Here is a 17,010-nt window from a genome sequence, read left to right on the forward strand (position 1 = left end):
GCCGCCCCCGGTAGGATTCGGGGGTACTCGGAGAACGGAGCACCCTCCCCCATGCGCATCCTCGTCACCGGAGGAGCCGGCTTCATCGGCTCGAACTTCGTGCACCATCTCGTCGAGCACACCGACCACACGGTCACCGTGCTCGACAAGCTCACCTACGCGGGCAACCTCGCCTCCCTCGACGGTCTGCCCGCCGAGCGGGTCGCGTTCGTCAGGGGCGACATCGCGGATGCGGGGCTCGTGGACGAGCTGTTCGGCCGCCACGACGCGGTCGTGCACTACGCGGCGGAGAGCCACAACGACAACTCGCTGAACGATCCCCGCCCGTTCCTCGACACCAACATCATCGGCAGCTACACGCTGCTCGAGGCGGCCCGCCGGCACGGCATCCGCTTCCACCACATCTCCACCGACGAGGTCTACGGCGATCTCGAGCTGGACGACCCGGAGCGGTTCACCGAGAACACCCCGTACAACCCCTCGAGCCCCTACTCGTCGACGAAGGCCGGCAGCGACCTCCTCGTGCGCGCCTGGGTGCGCTCCTTCGGCGTGCAGGCGACGATCTCCAACTGCTCCAACAACTACGGTCCCTACCAGCACGTCGAGAAGTTCATCCCCCGGCAGATCACCAACGTGCTCCGCGGCGAGCGCCCCAAGCTGTACGGCACGGGCGAGAACGTGCGCGACTGGATCCACGCCGACGACCACTCCTCTGCCGTGCTCACGATCCTCGAGAAGGGTCGCATCGGCGAGACCTACCTGATCGGCGCCGACGGCGAGAAGAATAACAAGGACGTCGTCGAGCTCATCCTCACCGAGCTCGGTCAGCCCGCGGACGCCTACGACCTGGTGACCGACCGCCCCGGCCACGACCTGCGCTACGCGATCGACTCGACCAAGCTGCGCACCGAGCTCGGCTGGACCCCGCGCTTCTCCGACTTCGCGCAGGGCCTCGCCGACACCATCTCCTGGTACCGCGACAACGAGTCGTGGTGGGCTCCCCAGAAGGAGGCCACCGAGGCCAAGTACCGGGCGTCCGGGCAGGCATGACCCGCTACCTGATCGCGGGCGCGGGCGGGATGCTCGGCCACGACCTGCAGCGGGCGCTCGCCGGGCGCGACGTCGTCGCCCTCGGCCGCGCCGAGCTCGACGTGACCGACGCCTCGGCCGCCGAGGCGGCGGCGCGCGGCGTCGACGTCGTCATCAATGCCGCCGCGTACACCGCGGTCGACGCCGCAGAGGCCGACGAGGACGCCGCCTACGCGGTCAACGCCACGGGTGCGCAGAACCTGGCCAGGGCCGCGGCCGCGGCGGGCGCACGGTTCGTGCAGGTCTCGACCGACTACGTCTTCCGAGGCGACGCGCACCGTCCCTACGCCGAGGACGCCCCGCTCGACCCCCTCGGCGCCTACGGGCGCAGCAAGGCGGCCGGCGAGCGCCTCGTGCGCGAAGCGCATCCGGCCCCCCACATCGTGCGCACCGCCTGGCTGTACGGAGCCGACGGATCGAACTTCGTCTCGACGATGCTGCGACTCGCCCTGGAGCGCGACACCGTGACGGTCGTCGCGGACCAGCGCGGCCAACCGACCTGGTCGAGAGACCTCGCAGGCTGGATCCTCACCCTCCTCGACACCGGAGCGCCGGCGGGCGTCTACCACGGGACGTCCTCAGGCGAGGCGAGCTGGTTCGAGCTCGCTCGAGCGGTCTTCGCCCTTGCGGGACACGATGTCGCACGGGTTCTGCCGACAACCGCCGCCGCGTTCGTCCGCCCCGCCCCACGCCCCGGGTACTCGGTGCTCGGGCACGAAGGATGGCAACGCATCGGTCTGCCGCTACCACGCCACTGGACGGATGCCCTGGCAGATGCCTTCCGTCACCTCGGGCCGGCATGACACAGCTTCGTGTCATCCTCGAGCAGCTCGTCTCCCCCGTGCCGGGCGGCATCGGCCGCTACACGGCAGAACTGACTCGGGCGCTCATCGCCACCGCACCCCCCGGCGCCGACGTGATCGGCTTCGTCCCGTCGAGCCACCCCGACCTCTACGCCGACGTGGAACGGCGGCTTCCCGGGCTCGCGAGGCTCGACAAGTCCGTCCTCGACCGCCGGATGCTGGCCGAGGCGTGGCGTCATGGATTCGTCGAGCGCTCGGCGCGCGGGATGGTCCACGCGATGAGTCTCATGGCTCCGCTGGTCCGCCATGATCGGGTCCACGATCCCGGGACGCAGATCGTGGTCACGATCCACGACGCCATCCCCTGGACCCACCCTGAGACGCTCACCCGACGCGGCGTCGCCTGGCATCGCGCGATGGCGCGCCGCGCCGAGCGCCACGCCGATGCCGTCATCGTGCCGACGCACGCGGTCGCGGAGGATCTGCGACGGTACCTCGATCTCGGCGATCGGATCCGCGTGGTCGGTGGTGCGCTCGGAACGGAGCTGAAGCTCCCAGACGACCCTGTCGCGCGCGCCGACGAGCTGAAGCTTCCCCAGCGCTTCGTCCTGAGCGTCGGAACCCTCGAGCCGCGGAAGGGACTCGGGCCGCTGATCCAGGCGATGCGCGAGCTGCCGGCGGAGATTGAGCTCGTGATCGTCGGCCCCGAGGGCTGGGGCGGGATCCGTATCGAGGACCTCGCACGCGAAGCGGGGGTGTCCGGTCGGGTTCACGCACTCGGTCGGCTCGACGACTCCGACCTTGCAGTCGCCCTGGGGGCCGCTGAAGTGGTCGCGGTTCCGAGTCTTGCCGAAGGCTTCGGCCTGCCCCTGCTCGAAGCGTTCGCGTTCGGCGCCCCCGTCGTCCATTCGGATGCCGCGGCACTCGTCGAAGTCGCGGGCGGCGCCGGGTACATCGTCGCGCGCGAGGATGCCGCGGGCTATCCCCGTCGTCTCGGCGAGGCGATCGGAGAGGTGCTCGCCGATGCCTCTCTTGCGGAGCGCCTGCGGGTTCTGGGCGCCGATCGCGCTCACGCGTTCAGCTGGCGCGACTCGGCGGAGAAGGTCTGGCAGCTGCACGCCGATCTGTGACGGCGAGGCTCCTGCCGCGCTCGGGCCGGCCTCCTACGATCGCCCGCGGAGGCGGAGAGCCCCGAGCGCCCGCAGGGGCGAGGTGACCTTCCAGCTCGTGCTCGCTCGAAGGTCCGCGATCTCGGCTTCGAGGGCTCCTGCCCGTGCCGCCTGTTCGCGCACCACGTATTCTTCCGTGACACGCGCGCCGAGCTGGGCGTAGAAGTCCCTCACCTCGTGCTCGTGGGAGTTGGCGTATTCGATGAAGGCCAGCACGGAGTCGGGCACATCTGTACCGACCGCGAGAACTCCGAGGCCATGTCCGTGGTGGAACCGGAACGACGGCCAGCGGTCCGCGATCTCATCCCAGAATCGATGGACTCCGAATCCCTCACGGAACTCATAGCAGTCGTGGAACAGCACCACCCCGTTGTCCGCGACCTTCGGCAGGTACTCCTCGAAGTCCTCCCGGACGTCCTCATAGCCGTGGCGGCCGTCGATGTGAAGCAGCTCCACGCTGTTGTCGTCGATCCGCGGCGCCGACTCGGAGAAGTACCCCCGAATGAGCTCGGTTCGATGGGGGAAATCCGCCTCGGCGATCGCCTTCACCGACTCGTACACCGACTCGTCGTAGAACCCCGCGTGGTCGTCGCCCTCCCAGCTGTCGAGCGCGAACAGTCGGGTGTCGAGCCCGAGCCGATCCGCCAACTCGGCGAAGGCGAAGAACGAGAAGCCGGTGTGCGTCCCCAGCTCGACCAGAGTGCGAGGACGCAACGCATCCATCAGCCACCCCGCGAAGGCCGCGTGCTCGAACCATGCCGAGCGGATGAGCCGCGACGGCACCAAGTACGAGGCAGGAGAGGCGTATGGCGAAGGAACTGCAGCAGCGCGCGTCACACGCACAGCCTAGGGAGTGTCGGTGGCCGGAGTCGGATGCAACGCCTCACGCACCCGCGACTGGATCGCCCCGAAGTCGGGATGCAGATTGTCGAACTCAGGGGGCACGAAGTCGATGGAGACCGCGGGGTGCTCTCTCGACTTGTCCGCGAGGGCGACGAAATGACTCAGCATCGGCTTCGGAAGGTCGGTCTTCACGACCTGTGCACCCGCTTCCGCGATCGCCGTGAAGTTCGCCACGACGTTCACCGGATTCGCCTGCGCAAGAATGGCCTCCTGCACCTGACGCTGGCGCGACATCCGATCGTAGTCGTTGGAGCCATAGCGCGAACGCGCGTACCAGAGAGCCGTAGCGCCGTCCATGTGCTGCGCACCGGCCTCGATGTACCCCTCCGGCGGCTGGATGCTCCCGTCGTTGTCGTTCCGCTCGCTCCCGAACGGCACGCGAGCGGCCACCGTGACGTCGATCCCGCCCAGCGCGTCGACGAGCTGCGCGAAGCCGTGCATGTCGATCAGCACGTAGAACTGCAGCGTGAGGCCCGTCACGCCCTCGACCGCGTCGCGCATCGCCTCGATACCGGGCTGGCTCCCCGCCGCCTCGGCCTCCGGATAGAGCTCCGGGTGCTCCTCGCCGTAGGTGTACACGTAGTCGATCAGGCAGTCGTCGCCGCAGTCCCAGCCGGTCGGATAGGGCCCGAGCATCGGGGATCCCTCGGAGAAGGGAGCGTTGTAGAGATTGCGCGGGATCCCGAAGAGGACGATCGCGCCGGTCTCGGCGTCCACACTCGCGACGGAGATGGAGTCGGGACGAAGACCCAGCCGATCCGGGCCCGCATCGCCGCCGAGCAGCAGGATGTTGTACCGTCCATCGATCGGCGGCACGATGTCGCCATCCGCGAAGACGGCGTTGAGGACTCCGATCGCCGAACCCGTCGACACTGCCGCGTAGCTCGCGGTGCCGGCCGTCGCCACCAGCGCGACCGCCGCGAGCCCGCCCACGAATCCTCGCGCGATCGGCGCGATGCTCACGAATCGAATGAGCCTCAGGGTGTCGAGGGTGAGCACGGTCCACAACGCGGCGTAGAACAGCAGCAGCACGATCAATGCGACGAGCACCCAGGTCTGGGTGAAGGCGCCGATGACGGCGTCCCGAGCGACGACCAGCCCGAGTCCGAGGATCACGAGCAGTGTCCAGAGCACAAGCGTCGCACCCAGCCCGAAGCGGCCGAGTCGTCGATCTCCGGCGAGCACCTGTGCGGCTCCGGGAATCAGCAGGTTGAACCCCACCAGCCACCAGGCACGATGGGTCATGAACGACTCCATCGTGCGATCGGGATCGCGAAGGACGGATGCCATCGCTCAGAGCTTCTGCTGGAGGGCGGCGTTCTTCTCGGCGACGAGTGCTTCGAGACCCGCCGCGTGGGCAGCGAGCCGTGAGGTCAACTCGGGGTCACCGGAGGCGAGAATGCGAACCGCGAGCAATCCGGCGTTCCGTGCGCCGCCGATCGACACGGTGGCGACAGGGATGCCGGCCGGCATCTGGACGATGGACAGCAGCGAGTCCAGCCCGTCGAGCTTCGCGAGCGGCACAGGCACGCCGATCACGGGAAGCGTGGTCACCGAGGCGAGCATCCCGGGCAGGTGCGCCGCTCCGCCGGCACCCGCGATGATGGTGCGCAGCCCCCGCCCCGCCGCCTCGGCACCGTAATCGAGCATTCTCCGCGGGGTGCGGTGCGCCGAGACCACCTCCACCTCGAAGTGGATCTCGAACTCGTCGAGCACGGCGGCCGCGTCCTGCATGACACCCCAGTCGGAGTCGGAACCCATGACGACTCCGACCGCGACACGCGAACTCACAGCTGGCACCCCGCCATGGTACGGGTCAGCCCTTGAAGAACTCGGCAGCGGCTCGCGCGCGGCCGAGCACCTCGGCGAGATCGTCTCCGGTCGCAGTGAGGTGCCCTACTTTCCGGCCGGGGCGCGAATCCTTGTCGTACGAGTGGAGCTTGACCTCCGGATGGGCCGCCATCGCCTCGCCGTACCGATCGGGCATCCGCTCGCCGCTCGGGCCGCCCAGGATGTTGACCATGACGCTCACCGGTGCTGTCGGCGACGGGTCACCGAGCGGCAGGTCGAGCACCGCCCTCAGATGCTGTTCGAATTGGCTCGTCACGGCGCCATCGATGCTCCAATGCCCGGTGTTGTGCGGTCGCATCGCCAGCTCGTTCACGAGCAGCCCACCGTCTTCGGTCTCGAACAGTTCGACCGCGAGCACGCCCGTGACGTCGAGCGACTCCGCGATGTGGGCGGCGAGTTCGCGCGCCCGCGTCGCCAAGGTCTCGGCAGCCGGCGCAGGAGCGAACACCTCTGCGCACACGCCGCCTTCCTGCACCGTCTCCACCAGCGGCCACGCGGCCAGTTCTCCGGACGGACGACGCGCGACGAGTTGCGCGAGCTCGCGGCGGAAGGGGACGAACTGTTCCGCGAGCAGCGCCTCACCCGCCGACGCCGCGAACCAGTCATCGACCGCCGAGGGGTCTCTCACCACGCGGACACCCTTGCCGTCGTAGCCGCCGCGGGGCGTCTTCACGACAGCGCTGCCTCCGTGGGCGGCAAGGAATCCCGCGAGCTCCGCGGGGCCCGATACCCGGGCCCACGACGGAACCGGTGCTCCGATCTGGGTGAGGCGCTCACGCATGAAGACCTTGTCCTGCGCGACGGCGAGCGCATGCGGTCCCGGACGAATGGGGATCCCGGTGGCGGCGAGCGCCGCGAGCACGGTCGGCGGAGCGTGTTCGTGGTCGAAGGTGATCACGTCGACCTCGGCGGCGAACGCCAGGACGACGTCGACATCGCGGTAGTCGCCGATCGTGGTCGCCGCGAGCGATGCGGATGACCCCGCCGTCTCCGCCAGCACGCTCAGGCTGATGCCGAGCTCCACCGCGGGCGGGATCATCATCCGGGCCAGCTGGCCACCGCCGATCACACCGACTCTCCAGGTCACCACGCAAGGTTAGCCGCGCCCACCGCACGAGGCGCGCGGTTAGGATGCTGCGGGTGTCGATGACGAGAGGCTGCGCGTGCTCGAGCGGTTGAACCGATCCATCCGATGGGCGTGGCAGACCCTCCTCCGCTACGCCCTCAAGTTCGGAGTCGTCGGTCTCGTCGGCTACGCGGTCGACGTGGCGCTCTTCAACGCGCTCCGCCTCGGGCTTGTCGGCCACGACCACTTCTGGCAGGGGCCGCTGGGGGCGAAGATCATCTCCGTCACCGTCTCCACGCTCGTCACCTGGTTCGGGAATCGCTACTGGACCTTCCGCGAGCACCGACGGAAGAACTTCGTCCTCGAGCTCGTCGAGTTCTCCGTCGTCTCGGTGGGCGGGTTGCTCATCGCCCTCCTCTGCCTCTGGATCTCGCACTACGTTCTCGGGTTCACCTCGCTGCTCGCCGACAACATCTCGACGAACATCATCGGCCTGTTCCTCGGCACCGCGTTCCGTTTCCTCATGTACCGCTACTGGGTCTACGGGCATCACCGCAAGGACGGCCTCACCGCTCGTCAGCACAAGGCGGAAGCCGCCGCGCTGGCGATCTTCGAGGACGAGCAGACCGCATCGGTGACCGCCGAGATCCCGACGATCCGGCCCAGCCGTCCGGCGGACGACCCCGCATAGCGGTCGCGCCGAGAAGCTCAGCTCCGCTCGAACGCCGTCGTCTCGTCGAACGGACGTGACTGCTCCCGTTGGCGACGCGCCGCCACCGGGTTGATCGACAGCTCCATCAGGTCGTGGAGCGTCGACTGCACGAGCGACGCGCCCGGCACGTCGCGCAGCACCACGGGATGCTCGAGACCCGTGTTGATCCGGATGTCGCCGCTGCCGAAGAGCGCCTGCAGCCCCGCCTTGCGGACCGTGACGTCGTAGCTGCGGCTGTGCAGCAGCTCCTGCCGGGTGCGCACGAACAGTCCCCCGCGGATGACGATGCGCCGCGTCGTGATCGTGTAGTTGCGCCCGAGCCAGGCCAGCAGCGGCAGCAGGAACAACACGATCGCCACGAGCACCGCGCCCCCGAGCACCGCCCAGTTCTGCCACGGTTCGGGGAAGGTGCCCCCGAAGAATCCGAGGGCCGCCACGTCGGCGATGAGCACGACACACGGCCAGAACAGGGCGCGGCCGTGCGAGCGGAGGCGTGCGACCACCGTCTCGGGCTGCACCGTCTGCGCAGACCCCGAGGCCGGGAGCGAGGAGCCCGGGTGGGACATGTGCCCTTTCTAACGCACGTGGGTCACGTCGCCCGCCGCGACAGACCGCGCGAGGCCCTGCTGGTCCGCGACGATGAGCCGACCGTCGGCGTCGAGATCCACGGCGGTGCCCTGCAGCTGCTCGTCGCCCGGCAACTCGATGCGCACGGGACGACCCAGCGTGAGGCAGTGGACGCGCGCCTGGGCGCGGATCCCGGACGCCTCGGCATCCGCGCCGGCGGCGAGGTACCGGGCCACCCGATCCCGTACCCCCTCGAGGTAGGCGGCGATCACGAGGTCCTCGAGCGCCTCGTCGACGACGGCGCCCTCCACAGCGAGCGAGGTCGCGGTGGGCACGGGCAGCTCGTCCGCCGTCATCCGCGTGTTGAGTCCGGCCCCCACGACGACCCCCGTGCCGCCGGGCAGCAGCTCCGCGAGCACCCCGCAGACCTTGCGGCCGGCGACGAGCACATCGTTGGGCCACTTGAACCCCACCTCGCGGTCGGGCAGTGCGCTGCGCACCGCGTCGCTCATCGCGATGCCCGCGATCACCGGCAGCCAGCCGAGCCGGTCCGGCGTCGGGACGGAGCCGTCGGGCAGTCGAGGCCGCAGCAGCACCGACACGGCGACGCTCGCGCCGGGCGGGGCGGTCCACGATCGGCCGAGCCGCCCGCGCCCCGCGCTCTGATAGCGCGTCAGCATGACGGTCAGGTCGCCGAGCCCCTCACGGTCGGCACGCGCCGACAACTCCGTGTTGGTCGAGCTCGAGGAGGCGAGTTCGTACAGGACGGGGGCCACCTGCCGACTCCGGTCGAAGCTCATGGCGGCCAGCCTAGGATGTCGTCCATGACCTCCGCGCGACCGTCCGGGCGCGTCCTGGTCGTGACCCCCACCTACGACGAGGTCGACAACCTCGCGGCCTCGGTCCAGGCCGTCCTCGGCGCGGGGGTCGGCGCCGAGGTGCTCGTGGTCGACGATGCGAGTCCCGACGGCACCGGTGAGCTCGCGGATCGGATCGCGGCAGCCGACGACCGCGTGCATGTGCTGCATCGCGCCGAGAAGGACGGCCTCGGCCGCGCCTACCTCGCCGGCTTCGCCTGGGCGATCGCCCGCGGCTACGACGTGATCGTCGAGTTCGACGCCGACGGATCGCACCCCGCCTCCGCCCTCCCCGCCCTGCTCGCCGAGCTCGAGGCCGACCCGGCCCTCGGGCTGGCGATCGGCTCGCGCTGGGTGCCCGGGGGCGCGCTCGTGGACTGGCCCGCCTCCCGCCGACGGCTCAGCAAGCTGGCCAACGCCTACGCGCGGGTGATGCTCCGCCTCCCGGTGCGCGACGTCACGGCCGGCTACCGCGCCTACCGCTCGGCCGTGCTCGCCGAGCTCGCCGACGAGGTCGTGCAGTCGCGCGGCTACTGCTTCCAGATCGACCTCACGATCCGCACGGCCGACTCCGGCTGGGGCATCCGCGAGGTGCCGATCACCTTCACGGAACGCCGCGCCGGCCACTCGAAGATGAGCGGAGGCGTCGTCGTCGAGGCGATGTGGCGCGTCACCGTCTGGGGCATCGCGCGCCGATTCCGGCCGCGGCCACGCGCGCGCAACCAAGCACCGGGCGACGGTTTTGTCGCAACCCGCCAAGGCATCCGCCCGGAGGGTGACGGATAGGCTGAACGCCGTGACCGACGCCACTGACGCTTCCGACCTCTCCACGACCGCCGGCAAGCTCGCCGATCTGAAGGCGCGGTACCACGAGGCCGTCACCGCGAGCGGTGAGGCCGCGATCGCCAAGCAGCACGCCAAGGGCAAGAAGACGGCCCGCGAGCGCATCGAGCAGCTGCTCGACCAGGGCTCCTTCGTCGAGCTCGACGAGTTCGTCCGGCACCGCACCCACGCCTTCGGCATGGAGAAGAACCGGCCGTACGGCGACGCCGTCGTGACCGGCACGGGCACCATCCACGGTCGCCAGGTCGCCGTGTACGCCCAGGACTTCACGATCTTCGGCGGCTCGCTCGGCGAGGTCGCCGGCGAGAAGATCATCAAGATCATGCAGCTCGCGCTCAAGACCGGCGTGCCGATCATCGGGATGCTCGACTCCGGCGGCGCCCGCATCCAGGAGGGCGTCGTCGCGCTCGGCAAGTACGGCGAGATCTTCCGCCTCAACACCGCGGCCTCCGGGGTGATCCCGCAGATCTCGATCATCATGGGCCCCGCGGCGGGCGGCGCCGTCTACTCCCCCGCCCTCACCGACTTCGTCATCATGGTCGACAAGACCAGCCACATGTTCGTGACCGGCCCCGACGTCATCAAGACCGTGACGGGAGAGGACGTCGGCTTCGAGGAGCTCGGCGGCGCGCTCACGCACAACAAGACCTCCGGGGTCTCGCACTACCTCGCCTCGGACGAGGACGACGCCCTCGACTACGCGCGCACCCTGGTCGGCTTCCTTCCCGACAACAACCAGGCCGAGGTGCCCGTCTACGAGAGCGACGTGGAGCTCGAGATCAACGACTCCGACCGCCGGCTGAACACGATCATCCCCGACTCGCCCAACCAGCCCTACAACGTGCTCGACGTCATCGAGCGCGTCGTCGACAACGGCGATTTCCTCGAGGTGCAGCCGCTCTTCGCACCCAACATCGTCGTGGGCTTCGCGCGCGTCGAAGGGCGCTCGGTGGGCATCATCGCCAACCAGCCGAGCGCCATGGCGGGAACCCTCAACATCGAGGCCGGCGAGAAGGCGTCCCGCTTCGTGCGCTTCTGCGACGCGTTCTCGATCCCGATCATCACCCTCGTGGATGTGCCGGGCTACCTGCCCGGGACCGACCAGGAGTGGACGGGCGTCATCCGGCGCGGCGCGAAGCTGCTGTACGCCTACGCCGAGGCGACCGTGCCGCTCGTGACGGTCATCACGCGCAAGGCCTACGGCGGCGCCTACATCGTCATGGGCTCGAAGCAGCTGGGCGCCGACCTCAACTACGCATGGCCGACCGCCGAGATCGCGGTCATGGGCGGGCAGGGTGCCGTCAACATCCTCTATCGCAACGAGTTGAAGGCCGCCGAAGCCGCGGGCGAGGATGTCGCCGCCGTGCGCACCCGGCTCGCGAACGAGTACACCTACAACGTGGCCTCGCCGTTCCTGGCTGCCGAGCGCGGCGAGCTCGACGGCATCATCGAGCCCGCGGCCACGCGACTCGTGATCACGAAGGCGCTGCGGGCGCTGCGCACCAAGCGCGCGTCGCTGCCTCCCAAGAAGCACGGGAACATCCCCCTGTGAGCGCCCAACAGGACGAGCACCCGATCGACGTGCGCGTCGTCGGCGGCGACCCCACGGCCGAGGAGCTGGCGGCCGCCACCGCGGTGCTGCGCGCCTCGCTCGACGAGCTCGCGGGACTCCACCGGAAGGCGCGCCGCGCACCCACCGCGTGGGAGCGCGGGCGCCGCATTCTCCGCGAGCCGCTCACGCGCGGCGGATGGAACGGCTGGGCCTCGTAGCGGGCGACGCGACGACCGGTTATCGACGGAATCCGTCGAGAACCGGCGATCACGCGCGCAGATTCGCAGCTGAGCGGCCGCTGTACCCCGCGATTGCATGAGAACTGCCGACGTTCTGGGCGCTGTCACCCGAAAATGTCCCCCAAATGTCCCCCGAAATGACGACTTGGAGGGCGCGCGCGGCCTCTTCATACTGGATGTCAGCAGGTGTATCTCATCGAGTTACATCGCATCGCCGGTCGTCTAGGGTAAGCAGGCCGATGATGTGGGGGCGAGTCAGGGCGATATTCGGGTTGTCGCCCTGACTCGAATCTTGTGAGGGGTCGGACGCTCGTCCGGCCCCTCACCTTTCTTCCGCCGCGGCGTCAGCCCTCCGGCGCGTGCGCTGCCTGCCGCGGGATCTCGAGCCAGAGCTCCACCTCGTCGTCCGGCTCGCCGCCGAGCATCGTCACCGACTCGTCGTCCACCGTCTTGAGGCCCACCACGGTCACCGCCACCTCGGAGCCCTCGGGCACGGTACGGGCGATCAGCCGGTCGGCGGTCGTCTCCCGCAGGGCGAGCGCGAGGCGCCCCAGCACCCGATCGAGGTCGGCATCCGCGAGCTCGTCGATCCCGCCCTCGTCGAGCAGCGTCACGACCGTCCCCCGGCGCCGGGCCAGCATGACCTGCTCGCGCACCACGTCGTTCAGCAGCTTCCGCCCGCGGATCTCATCGCGGATGCCCGCCTCCAGATGCAGGCACTCCGCCCGCTGCGACGCCGTCAACTCACCGTGCGAGGAGCGGATGGTGCGCAGCATCGGGAGCGCCATGACGCTCGTCTGCCCGAGCCGGAACTGCCGCTCGTTGAGGTGCGCCTCCTGCGCGGCCTGCCACTCGGTCGCCTCGCGCTCCGCCTGGGAGAAGCGGTCCGAGTCGCGCGACGCCTTCGCGAGGGTGTTCGTGATGATGTGGGCGACACCCACCCACGACGCCGAACCGATCACGCCGATCGAGCCGAGGGCGCCGGGGCCCGACCAGAACACCGTCTGCACCGCGAGGAAGGCGATCCCCGCCCACGCGAAGCCCGGCCGCAGCCGCACCGCGGTGATCGTCATGAGGGTGCCGATCGCCGCCACGTACCAGGTGGCGTAACCGTTGCCGCCCGGGCGGGCGGGGTCGAGCACGGTCGTGATGAGCGGAGGGAGCGCCACCGCGACCCCGAGCGCGAACGCCGCCATCCAGATCGGGAGCCGCGGCTCGCGGGTGGGCCACAGCAGGGTCGCCGTGACGAGCGCATAGAGCAGCATCGCCGCGATGACCGGGCCCGGCTCGCTCACGTAGTGGAACGGCAAGGAGTAGGCCGCGAGCAGCAGATGGTAGGCCGAGAACAGCGCCGCGAGGGCGACGATGAGCGCGCGGGGCACCCCGATCTTCACGACGTCGCCCCCTCCTCCTCCGGCGCAGGCCAGCGCAGCGCGACGAGGGTGCCGCGCCCGGGTGCCGTGTCGACGCGGGCGCTGCCGCCGACGCTCGCCACGCGCTCGAGGATCGACACGCGCACCCCGAGGCGCTCGGTCGGCACGCCATCCGGGTCGAAGCCGACACCGTGATCCCCGATCTCCACGAGCACCCCGTCGGCGGTGGCCCGCACCTCGGCCCAGCGCACGGCGCCCTCGCCCGCGTGCTGCAGGCTGTTCACCATCGCCTGCACGGCGGCCGAGTACACGGCCTCCGCCACCGCGACGGGCACCCGTCCGGCACCCGCGTCGTCGGCATCCACGGTGACCGGCTCGGAGAGCGCGGAGGCCGCATCGGCGATGCGGCTCCCGAGCACCGCGACCGAGACCTCGGCGTCCCCCGGCGGTGTCACCGAGACGGCGTTGCGCAGGTAGCCGATCGCGTTGCCCGCCATGCGCGCCGCGAGCTCCTTCGCCTCCGCCGTCTCCGCGCGGGCCGCCGACAGCAGCGTGGTGAGCACGCTGTCGTGCACGATGGCATCCACCTGCACGCGCTCCGCCTCCGTCGCGTGCTGGCGGACCGCGTGCCCGTACCGCTCGAGCGCCATCGCCTGCGCGCGGTCGACGGACAAGGCGGCGGTGCGCAGGATCGCCGTGATGACCGTGATCGTGCCTCCGAGGATCACCGCGTACACCGAGTCGAGCGCGGCCTGCGTGAACGTCACCCCGCCGCCGGGCGGGGTGACCCGGATCGCGCCGTAGACGAGCGGCACGACGACGACGTAGAGGGTCGCCGACTTCACCCCGAGTCCGACGGTCGCCATCGCGGTCGCGATCGTGAGGGTGAAGTACAACCAGTAGCTCGAGGCCGGGGCGCGCGCCGGGTCGAGCACCGCGAACGGCCAGCTCACGAGCGCCACGAGATAGACGGTCGCGAACGTGACATGCGCGGTCCGGACGAAGCGCCGGGCCGCGGAGGCGAACACCGTGAGCGCGAGGCTCAGCACGAGCGCACCCACGACGATCGGCGACCACACGGGATGCATGTTGGGCAGCTGCTCGAGCATCGTCGGCGTCGACTGCACCATGAAGGCGATCCCGAACCCCGCCGCCGTGCGCGCAATGGCGGTGTCCACGCGCACGAGGCTCAGCGGATTGCGCACCGGGCGCGGGCTGCGCGGAACGGGTGCCTGCGGCACCGCGAGAAGCTCAGCCATCGCTGTCGGGGTCGAGCCCCGGCAGGATGCCGTCCTCGACGGCGCGACGCAGCAGATCGACCTTCGTCGGAGCGGGCCGGCCGACCTCGACGTACTTCGCGCGGATCCGATCGAGGTATTCGCGTGCCGTCGAGTAGCCGATGCCCAACTGCTCGGCGGCGAGCTTGAGCGGGAGCCCGGAGGCGTACAGGTGCAGGATCTCGCGCTCGCGACGCCCGAGCTCCGCCTTCGCGAAGTCGCGGTCCGCGTCGATCGCGGTCGCCCACTCGAGGTTGTTGAGCACCTCGCCGCGCGCCACCGTCGCCGCCGCAGCCACCACGGTGCGCATCGACGCCGACTTCGGGATGACGCCCGCGGCACCCGCGGCGAGCGCCTCCCGCACGAGGTCCACCCGGTCGGCGATCGAGTGCACGAGCACGGGTGCGCCGATCGCCTGCACGCTCTTCACGTTGTGGGTGACGCTCAGCCCGTCGCCGAGCGACAGGTCCAGCACGACGACGTCGACCTCGCGCCCTGCGAGCCCCGCGATGAGTTCGGCGACATTGGGGGACGCGATCATGAAATCGTGCCCGGCCTCGACGAACGCCGCCTTCAACCCCACGCGCACCGACTCATGGTCGTCGACGACGGCGACCCGGGCGGGGCGCGTCGTGATCGCGGGCTCCGGGCGGTCGATCACCGTGCTCATCACTGACTCCCGATCGTCGACGGCCATCTGCCGTGGCTCATGGTACCGCGCGGGTGCGGTCGCGGAACCGTCAGGCGCGGACGAAGCTGCCGACCGCCTCCACGTGGTGGGTGCTCGGGAACAGGTCGAAAGCCCGCAGTCCGCTGAGCGAGTAGCCGAGACCCGCGAGGATGCCCGCGTCGCGCGCGAACGCCACCGGATCGCATGCCACGTACACGAACTGTGCGGGGGTCACCGCGGCCAGGGCCTCGAGCACCTCGCGGCCGGCGCCCGAACGCGGCGGGTCGAGTACGACGGTCGCCGCGGCGAGGCGCGCCCGCTCGCTCGCCGACGCGTCGGCGAGGCCGCGCACCCAGTGCTCGACGCGCGCCGTGACGGCCTGCGCGCCCAGCCAGTCGGCGAGGTTCTCGTGCGCGTGCTCGGTGGCCCGCTCATCGGACTCGACGGAGGTGATGCGCACCCCCGCGCCGAAACGGTCGCCGACCGCCGCCGCGAGCAGGCCGACGCCGCCGTAGAGGTCGAGATTCGCCGCCTTCGGATCGAAGAGGGCGCCGTCGATCGCGTCCTGCACGGCACGCGTGAGGGTGAGCGGCGCCGCGACATGCACCTGCCAGAAGCCGGCATCGTCGACACGGAACTCGCGATCACCGACCTGCTCGCGGATGACGCTGCGCGCCTGCTTCCCGACGATGAGGCGCGCGCCGCCGACGCTCGGGGCGAGCACGTCGACCGTGCCGCCCGCGTGCTCGGGCATCCGCTGGCCGATCGGCGCGGCCGCACGCAGCTCGGGCGTGCCGAGCGGAAGGTCCGTCACCGGGATCACCCGGTGCGAGCGGGCGGCGAACGGGCCGACCGTGCCGCCGGTGGCGACATGCAGACGCTCGCGGGTGCGCCATCCGCCGCCGTCCGCGGGACCGTCGACCGCCTCGACCTCGACGACGCGCGCGATGTTCGCCATGCGCTCGAGGGCGTCGGCGAGCACGAGCGCCTTCAGGGCGCGCTGGTGCGCCGGGACGATGTGCCCGAAGTCGGCGCCGCCCGGTCGATCGGCGGGATCGCGCGAGACATCCGCCTCCGCCCACAGGTGCCCTCGCCGGTGGGGGCTCGCCTCGAGCACCTCGACCGTGTCGGCCCACCAGAAGCGCGGCTTGCGGTCGTCCGTGATGCGCGCCCGCACGCGCTCGCCCGGAATGGCGTCGGCCACGAAGACCACCCGCCCGTCCAACCGCGCGACGCCGTAACCGCCGTGGGCGATGTTGGTAGCCTCGACCTCGACCTCGCGGCCGTGCATGTCACCCATCCTCCCGAGCATAGGCGCCACACCGGGACGGATGGCCGGAGCCGCGAACGGGAGGGATCGCACGTGCGGCTGTACCTGGCATCCACCTCGCCCGCACGCCTCGCGACGCTACGCGCCGTGGGCATCGAGCCGGTCCCGGTGCCGTCGCACGTCGACGAGGACGCCGTGGCGGCCGCCGCCGGTCCCCTCGCCCCCGCCGCATACGTGACGTTGCTCGCGCGCGCCAAGGCCGAGGCGGTCGCCGAACGGCTGGCCGACGAGGGCGACCTCGACGGGCTCGTGCTCGGCGGAGACTCCGCGTTCGAGCTCGACGGTCGCGTCTACGGCAAGCCCCACCTGCCGGAGGTGGCGCGCGAACGCTGGCGCGCGCAACGCGGACGGTCCGGGGTGCTGCACTCGGGGCACTGGCTCATCGACGCCCGCGGCGGCCAGGTGGGTCGTGCCGTCGGCGGCGCGACCGCGGCGACCGTGCACTTCGCCGACGACATCGACGACGACGAGATCGACGCCTACATCGCCACCGGGGAGCCGCTCGAGGTGGCCGGAGCATTCACCATCGACAGCAGGGGCGCCGGTTTCATCGACCGCATCGAGGGGGACCCGCACACCGTGGTGGGCCTCAGCGTGCCCTACCTGCGCACCCTCGTGCGGCAGCTCGGGCACGACTGGACCGGGCTCTGGAACCGAGCCGACTGAGCGCGCCGTTGTCGGTCCGACGCAACGACGCGCGGCGGGTTTG

At 70.6% G+C, this 17,010-nt stretch carries 18 protein-coding genes; 8 read left to right on the forward strand and 10 right to left on the reverse strand.

The annotated features are described in order from the left end of the window. Positions 1-51 precede the first annotated feature (51 nt). From rfbB to FLP23_RS00505, 3 genes are read left to right on the forward strand one after another with little or no spacing between them, the layout of a single operon-like run. Entirely contained in the window at positions 52-1,050 is a 999-nt protein-coding gene (gene rfbB / locus FLP23_RS00495; protein WP_149324072.1) for a dTDP-glucose 4,6-dehydratase, read from the forward strand. Beyond that, positions 1,047-1,892: a dTDP-4-dehydrorhamnose reductase gene (gene rfbD, locus FLP23_RS00500; RefSeq protein ID WP_149324073.1), complete on the forward strand. Its 846-nt coding sequence runs from the start codon at positions 1,047-1,049 to the stop codon at positions 1,890-1,892. The genes rfbB and rfbD overlap by 4 nt, the downstream gene beginning before the upstream one ends. Continuing rightward, positions 1,889-3,022, forward strand: a complete 1,134-nt coding sequence (locus FLP23_RS00505; protein ID WP_149324074.1) for a glycosyltransferase family 4 protein — start codon at positions 1,889-1,891, stop codon at positions 3,020-3,022. The genes rfbD and FLP23_RS00505 overlap by 4 nt, the downstream gene beginning before the upstream one ends. A 33-nt stretch (positions 3,023-3,055) precedes the next feature. On the opposite strand, the gene FLP23_RS00510 is transcribed toward FLP23_RS00505, so the two are convergent. The 4 genes from FLP23_RS00510 to FLP23_RS00525 all read right to left on the reverse strand — a co-directional run bounded on the left by FLP23_RS00510 (position 3,056) and on the right by FLP23_RS00525 (position 6,902). Beyond that, positions 3,056-3,784, reverse strand: a complete 729-nt coding sequence (locus FLP23_RS00510) for a class I SAM-dependent methyltransferase (RefSeq protein ID WP_246139999.1) — start codon at positions 3,782-3,784, stop codon at positions 3,056-3,058. A 123-nt stretch (positions 3,785-3,907) separates the two neighbouring features. Further along, positions 3,908-5,209 (reverse strand): LCP family protein, encoded by a 1,302-nt coding sequence (locus FLP23_RS00515; protein WP_149326114.1) that lies wholly within the window; start codon positions 5,207-5,209, stop codon positions 3,908-3,910. Positions 5,210-5,257: 48 nt separating this feature from the next. Next, positions 5,258-5,725, reverse strand: coding sequence for a 5-(carboxyamino)imidazole ribonucleotide mutase (purE, locus tag FLP23_RS00520; protein WP_149326113.1), 468 nt, complete (start codon positions 5,723-5,725; stop codon positions 5,258-5,260). Positions 5,726-5,780: 55 nt separating this feature from the next. Continuing rightward, positions 5,781-6,902, reverse strand: a complete 1,122-nt coding sequence (locus tag FLP23_RS00525; RefSeq protein WP_210413890.1) for a 5-(carboxyamino)imidazole ribonucleotide synthase — start codon at positions 6,900-6,902, stop codon at positions 5,781-5,783. A 76-nt stretch (positions 6,903-6,978) separates the two neighbouring features. Between FLP23_RS00525 and FLP23_RS00530 the strand changes: the two genes are divergently transcribed. Continuing rightward, positions 6,979-7,572, forward strand: coding sequence for a GtrA family protein (locus FLP23_RS00530; protein WP_149324076.1), 594 nt, complete (start codon positions 6,979-6,981; stop codon positions 7,570-7,572). 17 nt (positions 7,573-7,589) lie between these two features. On the opposite strand, the gene FLP23_RS00535 is transcribed toward FLP23_RS00530, so the two are convergent. Both FLP23_RS00535 and FLP23_RS00540 read right to left on the reverse strand, forming a co-directional pair. Next, positions 7,590-8,159, reverse strand: coding sequence for a PH domain-containing protein (locus FLP23_RS00535; RefSeq protein ID WP_149324077.1), 570 nt, complete (start codon positions 8,157-8,159; stop codon positions 7,590-7,592). Between the two features lie 9 nt (positions 8,160-8,168). Continuing rightward, positions 8,169-8,960, reverse strand: a complete 792-nt coding sequence (locus FLP23_RS00540; RefSeq protein ID WP_149324078.1) for a biotin--[acetyl-CoA-carboxylase] ligase — start codon at positions 8,958-8,960, stop codon at positions 8,169-8,171. Positions 8,961-8,984: 24 nt separating this feature from the next. On the opposite strand from FLP23_RS00540, the gene FLP23_RS00545 reads away from it, so the two are divergent. The 3 genes from FLP23_RS00545 to FLP23_RS00555 are packed head-to-tail and all read left to right on the forward strand — an operon-like array spanning position 8,985 to position 11,630. Then, positions 8,985-9,803, forward strand: coding sequence for a polyprenol monophosphomannose synthase (locus FLP23_RS00545; RefSeq protein ID WP_149324079.1), 819 nt, complete (start codon positions 8,985-8,987; stop codon positions 9,801-9,803). Position 9,804: 1 nt separating this feature from the next. Next, positions 9,805-11,412, forward strand: coding sequence for an acyl-CoA carboxylase subunit beta (locus FLP23_RS00550; RefSeq protein ID WP_425468283.1), 1,608 nt, complete (start codon positions 9,805-9,807; stop codon positions 11,410-11,412). Beyond that, positions 11,409-11,630 (forward strand): acyl-CoA carboxylase epsilon subunit, encoded by a 222-nt coding sequence (locus FLP23_RS00555; RefSeq protein ID WP_149324081.1) that lies wholly within the window; start codon positions 11,409-11,411, stop codon positions 11,628-11,630. Before FLP23_RS00550 ends, FLP23_RS00555 begins: the two co-directional genes overlap by 4 nt. A 365-nt stretch (positions 11,631-11,995) precedes the next feature. On the opposite strand, the gene FLP23_RS00560 is transcribed toward FLP23_RS00555, so the two are convergent. The 4 genes from FLP23_RS00560 to FLP23_RS00575 form a co-directional block, all read right to left on the reverse strand. Further along, positions 11,996-13,045, reverse strand: coding sequence for a hypothetical protein (locus FLP23_RS00560; protein ID WP_149324082.1), 1,050 nt, complete (start codon positions 13,043-13,045; stop codon positions 11,996-11,998). Beyond that, on the reverse strand, positions 13,042-14,283 hold the full coding sequence (locus tag FLP23_RS00565) for a sensor histidine kinase (protein WP_149324083.1): 1,242 nt from the start codon (positions 14,281-14,283) through the stop codon (positions 13,042-13,044). Before FLP23_RS00565 ends, FLP23_RS00560 begins: the two co-directional genes overlap by 4 nt. After that, a complete protein-coding gene (locus tag FLP23_RS00570) occupies positions 14,276-14,971 on the reverse strand; it encodes a DNA-binding response regulator (protein WP_149324084.1) in 696 nt (231 codons plus the stop codon). Before FLP23_RS00570 ends, FLP23_RS00565 begins: the two co-directional genes overlap by 8 nt. 70 nt (positions 14,972-15,041) lie before the next feature. Then, a complete protein-coding gene (locus tag FLP23_RS00575; protein WP_149324085.1) occupies positions 15,042-16,271 on the reverse strand; it encodes a class I SAM-dependent RNA methyltransferase in 1,230 nt (409 codons plus the stop codon). A gap of 63 nt (positions 16,272-16,334) precedes the next feature. Here FLP23_RS00575 and FLP23_RS00580 point away from each other — a divergent pair, with 63 nt between their 5' ends. Then, a complete protein-coding gene (locus FLP23_RS00580; protein WP_149324086.1) occupies positions 16,335-16,967 on the forward strand; it encodes a Maf family protein in 633 nt (210 codons plus the stop codon). Positions 16,968-17,010: the final 43 nt, after the last annotated feature.

The organism is Protaetiibacter larvae, from assembly GCF_008365275.1.
Lineage (GTDB): Bacteria > Actinomycetota > Actinomycetes > Actinomycetales > Microbacteriaceae > Homoserinibacter > Homoserinibacter larvae.

Excerpts from the sequence above, each read along its gene's own strand:
- FLP23_RS00505 (WP_149324074.1), top strand. The coding sequence starts at position 1,889 with ATGACACAGCTTCGTGTCATCCTCGAGCAGCTCGTCTCCCCCGTGCCG.
- rfbD (WP_149324073.1), top strand. The coding sequence starts at position 1,047 with ATGACCCGCTACCTGATCGCGGGCGCGGGCGGGATGCTCGGCCACGAC.
- FLP23_RS00535 (WP_149324077.1), bottom strand. The coding sequence starts at position 8,159 with ATGTCCCACCCGGGCTCCTCGCTCCCGGCCTCGGGGTCTGCGCAGACG.
- FLP23_RS00510 (WP_246139999.1), bottom strand. The coding sequence starts at position 3,784 with ATGGATGCGTTGCGTCCTCGCACTCTGGTCGAGCTGGGGACGCACACC.
- FLP23_RS00565 (WP_149324083.1), bottom strand. The coding sequence starts at position 14,283 with ATGGCTGAGCTTCTCGCGGTGCCGCAGGCACCCGTTCCGCGCAGCCCG.
- FLP23_RS00575 (WP_149324085.1), bottom strand. The coding sequence starts at position 16,271 with ATGGGTGACATGCACGGCCGCGAGGTCGAGGTCGAGGCTACCAACATC.
- FLP23_RS00545 (WP_149324079.1), top strand. The coding sequence starts at position 8,985 with ATGACCTCCGCGCGACCGTCCGGGCGCGTCCTGGTCGTGACCCCCACC.
- purE (WP_149326113.1), bottom strand. The coding sequence starts at position 5,725 with ATGGGTTCCGACTCCGACTGGGGTGTCATGCAGGACGCGGCCGCCGTG.
- FLP23_RS00515 (WP_149326114.1), bottom strand. The coding sequence starts at position 5,209 with ATGACCCATCGTGCCTGGTGGCTGGTGGGGTTCAACCTGCTGATTCCC.
- FLP23_RS00570 (WP_149324084.1), bottom strand. The coding sequence starts at position 14,971 with ATGAGCACGGTGATCGACCGCCCGGAGCCCGCGATCACGACGCGCCCC.
- rfbB (WP_149324072.1), top strand. The coding sequence starts at position 52 with ATGCGCATCCTCGTCACCGGAGGAGCCGGCTTCATCGGCTCGAACTTC.
- FLP23_RS00540 (WP_149324078.1), bottom strand. The coding sequence starts at position 8,960 with ATGAGCTTCGACCGGAGTCGGCAGGTGGCCCCCGTCCTGTACGAACTC.